Origin of the sequence: Longimicrobium sp. (assembly GCA_036377595.1) — a bacterium.
In the GTDB taxonomy this organism is placed as follows: domain Bacteria; phylum Gemmatimonadota; class Gemmatimonadetes; order Longimicrobiales; family Longimicrobiaceae; genus Longimicrobium.
The window spans coordinates 1-4,095 of record DASUYB010000119.1 but is presented as its reverse complement, the minus strand read 5'-3'; the positions used below and the strand labels follow the sequence as shown (position 1 = coordinate 4,095).

The 4,095-nt window shown below is 71.9% G+C and carries 4 protein-coding genes; all 4 read left to right on the top strand.

Going from position 1 to position 4,095, the window contains the following annotated elements; all coding sequences use genetic code 11:
* A partial coding sequence (locus VF092_20785) for a phospholipase D-like domain-containing protein (GenBank protein ID HEX6749741.1) occupies nucleotides 1-546 on the top strand: 546 nt, incomplete at its 5' end.
* A 383-nt stretch (nucleotides 547-929) separates the two neighbouring features.
* The gene (locus VF092_20780; GenBank protein ID HEX6749740.1) at nucleotides 930-2,141 is read left to right on the top strand and encodes a hypothetical protein; all 1,212 of its coding nucleotides are present in this window, start codon (nucleotides 930-932) and stop codon (nucleotides 2,139-2,141) included.
* A gap of 8 nt (nucleotides 2,142-2,149) precedes the next feature.
* A complete protein-coding gene (locus tag VF092_20775; GenBank protein HEX6749739.1) occupies nucleotides 2,150-3,352 on the top strand; it encodes a hypothetical protein in 1,203 nt (400 codons plus the stop codon).
* Between the two features lie 102 nt (nucleotides 3,353-3,454).
* On the top strand, nucleotides 3,455-3,700 hold the full coding sequence (locus VF092_20770) for a YggT family protein (protein HEX6749738.1): 246 nt from the start codon (nucleotides 3,455-3,457) through the stop codon (nucleotides 3,698-3,700).
* The last annotated feature ends 395 nt before the right edge of the window (nucleotides 3,701-4,095 follow it).

The window sequence follows — 4,095 nt, the reverse complement described above, 5'->3', positions numbered from 1 at the left end:
CGCCACATTACGGTGATCAGCTCGCCGGCCGAGGGATCGCACCCGCTGCGGCTGTTCTACTGGACTTCGCTGGCGTGCGCGCGGGAGAGCCTCTACCTCACCTCAGCATACTTCGTCCCCGACCGCGACATGCGGCGCGCGCTGGCCGAGCGCGCCCGGGCCGGCGTGGACGTGCGGCTGCTGCTGCCCAACAAGTACACGGACGTGAAGATCGTGCGGCTGGCGGGGCACTTCTACTTCCGTGGGCTGCTGGAGGCGGGGGTCAAGATCTACGAGTACCAGCGGACCATGATGCACACCAAGGCGCTGGTGATCGACGGCGTGTGGGGGATCGTCGGCTCGGCGAATATGGACATCCGCAGCAAGGAGCTGAACCAGGAGGCGGTGATCGGGATCGCCGACCAGGGCTTCGCGCGCGAGCTGACCGACACCTTCTTCGCCGACCTCCAGCAGAGCCGCGAGATCCGCCTCCCCGAATGGAAGCGGCGCTCGATCCTCGCCCGCGCCCTGGAGCGCATCGTGGTGCTGTTCGAGGAGCAGTATTGACGGCGTGACCCGGCGTCGGAGCGCGACGCCGCCTCCGAGAGGCCCTCACCCGAAGAAAGGCGTGACAAACTGCCGTCACGCCTTTCTTCGACCTCTCCCAAAACAGCCTGGGAGAGGTAACTGCGGAAGAAACGCACCGCGCACGAAGTTGCTGTTCTCCCCTCCCCTGCGGAGCGGGGGAGGGGCCGGGGGATGGGGCGAGCCGGGGCGGGCAGGATGCATCCCGAACCGCGCCGAAGATTCTCCACGCGCTGAGGTCTCCCCCTTCTCCCCGCAGTTCGGGAGAAGGGGTCGGGGGGATGAGGGGAAGATTCGCCGCGCGTCGGCTTGGGACGTAGCTTGGAGGGAGCGCCCGGTGCGCTCCTTCTTCGTATTCGTGGCAGATGATGCTGATCTCGACGCTCGCGCTCGCCCTGCTCGCGGCGCCATCGGACACCCTGCGCGCGCATCCGCCGGCGGCGCAGGACGCGCCTGCGGTGATCGTGCACCGCCAGCCGGCGCTACCCACGGTGGCGCTGCGCCTCTCCATCGTGGCCGACGACCCGCCGGGGTACGCGGGCGCCGGGCACCTCTTCCAGCACCTGATGCTCCCCACGCTGGAAGACCAGGTGGCGCGCGTCGGCGGGCGCGTGCAGGCCGTGCGCGGCTCCGACGCCATCGTCTACACCGTGGTCGGCCCCGCGTCGGAGCTCGACTATCTCGCCGGGCTGCTCCGCTCCGCGCTGCGCGCCCCGCAGCCGCGCACGGCCGACATGCTGGCGGCGCTCGGCGCGCTCTCGGGCGAACGCGCGGCGGAGCGGGAGACGGCGCCCGCGTACGTCCGCGCCGCGCTGCGCGCCCGGCTCTTCCCCGGCGACCTTCCCGCCGCGGGGACGGACGGCGCGGCCGCGCGGCTGGAGACGGCGCGGCTGGACGAGGTGTGGGGGGAGATCTACCGCCCCGAGCGCGTCTCCATCGTCGCGGTCGGCGACGTGGAGCTGGACGCGGTGCGCCGCGCCTTCCGCTCGCTTCCGCCGCCGCCGTCCGCCGCCCCCGCCTTCCTCCCCGAAGACACGGTGCCGTCGCTCGAGGCCGACACCCCGCAGGCCACGCGGGGCTGGATCGGCTCCGCGTGGGCGGCGGGAGATTCCGATCCCGCCGCGCTGTCGGTGACCGCGCGGCTGCTGCGCTCGTACCTGCGCCGGCGGATGACGCGCTCGCAGGTGGACGTGGAGCACTGGTGGACGCACCACGGGCAGGCGCTGGCCCTCGTCGTCGCCACGCCCGACTCGCTCGTTCCCGCCGCGCGGCGGACGGTGGACGGCGCGCTGACCACGCTGGCCAACAACCTGGGCGGCGAGGCGGGGGTGCGCGACGCCGCGGCGGCGGTGCGGCGCGACCTGCTGTTCTTCTCGCGCTCGCCCGAGCGGATGGCGGAGCTGCTGGGCGAGTTCGCCGACCGCGGCGCGGGCGGCGACGCGGCGCAGCGCTACTACGCGGCGCTGGAGAACGTGACGGAAGACGACGTGCGCCGCGTGCTCGACGCGCTGCGGGCGCAGGACCCCGCGACGGTGTACGTGCCGCCGCAGCGCATCCCCGCCGCGCAGCGCCGATGATGCGATCCGTGATACGACGATTCGCCGGCGCCGCGCTGGCGCTGGCCGCGCTGGCCGCCCCGGCGCGCGCGCAGGACCGCATCTTCGTGCGCACCGAGCCGGGGACGCCCGTCGTCGCCGTCCAGGTCCTGGTGGGCGTGGGCGCGGCGGACGAGCCGCCCGCGCAGGCGGGGATCACCTATCTCGCCGCGCGCGCGGTGACGGACCCGGCGCGGGCCACCTTCGACTCGCTGGGCGCGCACCTGGACGTGGACCCGCGCAAGGACGGCGTGGCCTTCACCCTGACCGCCGCGCCCGACGCGTGGGCCGAGGCGGCGAAGGTGCTGATGGTGGCCCTCTTCCGCGATCCGGTGGACAGCGCGGCCACGGTGCGGCAGCGCGCCGCCATCGTGCGCGAGCTGCAGGGGCGCGAGGCCAGCCCCGCCGACGCGCTGGAGCGCGAGCGCGAGAAGGCGCTCTACGGCACCGACCACCCGTGGGGGCGCCCGTCCGTCGGCACGCCCGCGTCCGTCCGCGCGATCCGCGTCTCGGCGGTGGACGCGTTCCTGCGCCAGCGCTTCACCCCGGAGCGCACCGTGGTCGCCGTGGTCGGCCCGGTGAACGAGGACGAGGCGCTGGAGGTGCTGGCGCCGCACATGCCCGCCGGCGAGCTGCGCACGGACAGCGTGCCCGCGCCCACGCCGGGCGAGGAGACGGTGCACGCGGACTACGACGCCATCACCACCTGGGTCTCGGCCACGTGGCGCTTCGGCGCGGACGCGGACGTCGAGGCGCTGCGGATGCTGGCGCAGCTGGCGCTGGACCGGGTGAGCTTCGGGCCCAGCCGCCGCTCGGTCTACAACAGCCGCGCCGACGTGGTGCAGTATGCCGGCGGCGGCGAGGTGCGCCTGACCGTGGTCGTCCCCCCGCGCGAGGCGGAGCAGTGGGCCGGGCAGCTGCGGCAGGCGGTGGGCGACTACGCGGACCAGGCGCTGGCGTCCGGGGTGTTCACCGAGCGGCTGCGGCGCTTCCGCGGCGAGCGGCTGCTGCAGCTGGACCTTCCCGAGGCGCGCGCCGCGCAGATGGCGCGCAGCGCGCTGCTGGGCGACCGCACCGCCACGCTGGTGGACTTCACGCGGCTGACCCCGGCGCGGCTGCAGGACGCGGCGAAGGCGCTGGAGCCGCCCATCATCGTCTTCCTGGGCCCCGGCGGCCGCCAGGGCGGCGCGTAACAAAACGCCCGCTGCCACCGTAGAAGGATCTCATCGAGGGGCGACGGAGACTCCCGCCGCCCGCCCAGGCCTGAGTTCGAGCATTCATCCGGAGGTGGCGCGGTGATCGTGATCTATCATTTCCTCTCCGTGCTGGAGATCCTGATCATCGCGCGGGTGATCGTGTCGTGGGTGGCGAGCCCCGTCAGCCGCAACCCGGTGGTGCAGTTCATCCGCGCGGTGACGGACTCGATCCTGGAGCCGATCCGCTCCATCCTGCCGCGCACGGGGATGTTCGACCTGTCGCCGATGGTGGCGATCTTCGCCCTCCAACTGCTGAAGAGCCTTCTCGGCGGCATGATCTGGTAGGGGGATTTTTCTCACGCAGAGGAGCAGAGGCAGCAGAGAACTCACCGTGGTTTCCTCTGCTGCCTCCGCTGCTCTGCGTACTGGGAAGTCCGGGAATTGGGTTGATGCACCCGAACCGATCCCACGCCGACGTCATCCTGAGGCCGGCCAGACTGTAGTCAGCGTCTGCGCAAGTGGTTGCAGGCCGAAGGATCTATCATCGCGGCAGCACGAGAATCGATTGGGACGCACCAATACTTCACCCGGACCTGGTCTAATACTAAATCCTGGTGAAGTGTTGCCGTAGGATGTATCATACGTATCCGAGTTCACGTCGTTTATTTCCTCGAAAAACGGAGGACGCGATGGGAGCCCGGCTGAAGGTCCAACCGCACCTGACGCAGGACGAGATCCGG

Coding starts and splice junctions, on each gene's coding strand:
- VF092_20780 (HEX6749740.1), top strand. CDS start 930: ATGATGCTGATCTCGACGCTCGCGCTCGCCCTGCTCGCGGCGCCATCG.